Genomic DNA, 2,905 nt, shown 5'->3' with positions numbered 1-2,905 from the left:
GACCTGCGCAGAGATGCCGTGCGTGCAGCCGCAGCAGTATCGTCGGCAGCGTCAGATGCGTATAAGCGCCAGCCCCTCCACAGCGCCCCCGCCCCCGACGCCGAATCCGTGACCGCGTCCGCTGCCTTTCCCGGCCGGATTCCGCTCCCGTCGGCCCGCGGGGTGGAGGGAAAGGATCCCGAGCCGCGGGTCGCGCTCGCTGCGCGCGTGGATCTGGCCGGCCGCGGTGGGGGAGAGGCCACGGTGATCACCACCCATCTCGATGCCTTCACCGCGCAGCATCGCGCTGCGCAGGCGGCGCATCTCGCGACGGCCCTGGCTCCGCTGCGCGGCCCCGCTGTCCTGCTGGGGGACATGAACACCCGCGCCGCCGCCCCAGCCGAGACGTGACGGCGCCCCCGTCGCGCTGTCCATAGGAGCTGTGGGTGCCCGCCATGTAGTCACCCCGGCGGTGAAACCTGGGTGACCACTGGGTGACCATGCGGATGCCAGGTGCCTTCGGGCCGCTCGGTCGACTATCGTCGTCCCTGCTCACCGCTTGGTCCCCGGGCTGAGCGCGAGATCATGGGATGAGCGCAGGACCACGGGATGAGGAGCGACGATGAGCGCGAGCGGTGGTGCGCGGCGACGCCGTCGCAGCACGATCGCCTCCACCGTGATCCTCTCCCTGATCGCGGTGCTGCTGACCGCCTTCGCTGTGCGCTATGAGGGCGAGCAGTCCTCGGACATGGACGTCAACAACGGCGGGGTGTGGGTCAGCAACCAGGACCGCGCGCTCATCGGCCGGCTCAACGTGGATGCCACCGAGTACGACGCCCGCCTGTCCGTGGCCGGGGATGACATCGACATTCTGCAGTCCGGGTACCACGTGTTCACCATCGGTCCGCGCGGGTTGAGCCCGGTGAACACCGCGTCCGTGGTGCGCGGGGGCGTCGTGGAGCTGCCGCCCGAAAGCGAGGTCGTCCTCGGCGGGGACCGCGTGGCGATCGCCACCCCCGACGGGCGCGTGTGGGTGCTCAGCCCCGATCAGGCCGCCGCGTTCAGCCCCGACGCCTTCAAGCCCGCCTACGAGGCCAAGGGCAGCGAGGTCCACGTGACCGTCACCCGCGCCGGCACCGCGATGGTGCTCGACGGCGACCAGCTGCACACCTTCCCCCGCAGCGTCGACACCCAGAACCCGCAGCAGGACAAGCCCATCACGCTCGGCGGGCTGTCCTCGAAGCCCGAGGATGTGGCGCTCACCGCGGTGGGGGAGGAGCCGGTGGTGCTGGACCGCGCCAAGCGCCAGCTGCGCATGGGCACCGAGGTGCGCACCGCAGATCTCAGTGAGGCTCAGGTCTCCGATGCCAGCACCCTCGTGCTCCAGCAGCCCGGCGACGCCTCCGATCACGTCGCCGTCGCCACCGAGAACTCCCTGCTGATGGTGCCGATGCGCGGCGGGGACATCGCCGTCCATCCCGCGGGCGGCACCGGAACTCCCGCCGCCCCCGCCCAGGTGGGCGGCTGCGCCTATGGCGCCTGGAACGCCGCGAACCGTTTCGCCCGCATCTGCGAGGGCCACGAGCCGGTCATCGAGGCGGTGCCGGAGGCGGGCCCCGGTGCGGACCTGCGCCTGCGCGTGAACCGCGACCTCGTGGTGCTCAACGACACCGTGGCCGGGCTGTCCTGGATGATCCGCGACTCGCTGAAGATCGTGGATCAGTGGGTGATCGAGCAGGAGATCCAGCAGGACGAGCAGGAGGAGAAGGAGAAGGAGGTCGTCACCTCCACCATCACCGACGTGCAGGAGGACCGGGACCAGGAGAACCGCCCGCCGGTGGCCGAGGACGACGAGTTCGGGGTGCGGCCCGGCATGAACGTGGTCCTGCCGGTGACCCGCAACGACTCCGACCCCGACGGTGATGTGCTGCTCGCGGACCTCGAGGGCAAGCAGCCCTCCATCGGCACGGTCAGCCCCATTCGCGGTGGCACCCAGCTGCAGATCGCCGTGGACGAGGACACCAGCGGCACCGCCACCTTCACGTACATCGTCGACGACGGCCGCGGCGGCACCGACACCGCAACCGTCACCCTCACCGTCCATCCGGGCGAGAAGAACTCTCCGCCGGAGCCTGCCGGACAGGGCATCCCGCGCGTGCAGGTGCTTTCCGGGCAGACCGTCACCCTGAACGTGCTGCCGTACTGGGAGGACCCCGAGGGTGACGCGTTCTATCTGGCCGATGCCACGATCCAGCCCGAGGACCTGGTGACCTTCCGGGCCGATGGCACGGTGACGGTGGATGATGCGGGGCTGAAGACCGGACCCAAGCAGGTCACCCTCACCTTCCGTGATGAGCACGGCGCCACCTCCGAATCGGTGCTCGAGGTCGAGTCCGTGACCGACCCAGAGCTTGCCCCCATCACCACCACCGATCACCTGCAGGTGGTCGCCGGGCGCACTGGTGTGCTTCGCCCGCTGCTGAACGACATCAACCCCGCGGGCGGCTCCCTTGAGCTGACCCATGTGGATGAGGCCCCTGGGCTCGAGGTCGATGCGGACCTCACCAGCGGATCGGTGCGCGTCAGCGGCGAGGTGGGCACCTACTACCTGGAGTACACGGCCTCCGCCCGCGAGGCCAGCTCGCAGGGCCTGATCCGCGTGGACGTCACCGAACCGGACCCCGAGGCGATGCTGCCGGTGGCGGTGGATGACATGCTCATGGCCACCACCGGTGGGCAGAGCCTGCTGGATCCCCTGGAGAACGACGTGGATCCCACCGGCGGGGTGCTGGTCACCAACTCCGTGACCGTCCCCGAGGACAGCGGTGTCAAAGCCACCGTGGTGGGGCATCATCTGATCCGCGTGGAGGTCGAGCCCGGTGCCGCTGTCAGCGAGGAGCCGGTGCCGCTGACCTATGAGGTCGCG

General features: G+C 70.1%; 2 protein-coding genes. Both read left to right on the top strand.

The window, feature by feature from the left end; all coding sequences use genetic code 11:
- Positions 1-108 precede the first annotated feature (108 nt).
- Positions 109-390 (top strand): hypothetical protein, encoded by a 282-nt coding sequence (locus MU407_RS13780; protein ID WP_246958343.1) that lies wholly within the window; start codon positions 109-111, stop codon positions 388-390.
- A 211-nt stretch (positions 391-601) separates the two neighbouring features.
- On the top strand, positions 602-2,905 hold a 2,304-nt coding region (locus MU407_RS13775; protein ID WP_246958341.1), incomplete at its 3' end, for an Ig-like domain-containing protein.

This window comes from Brachybacterium sp. Marseille-Q7125, assembly GCF_023062615.1.
In the GTDB taxonomy this organism is placed as follows: domain Bacteria; phylum Actinomycetota; class Actinomycetes; order Actinomycetales; family Dermabacteraceae; genus Brachybacterium.
This window is presented reverse-complemented; position numbering and strand designations above follow the sequence as displayed.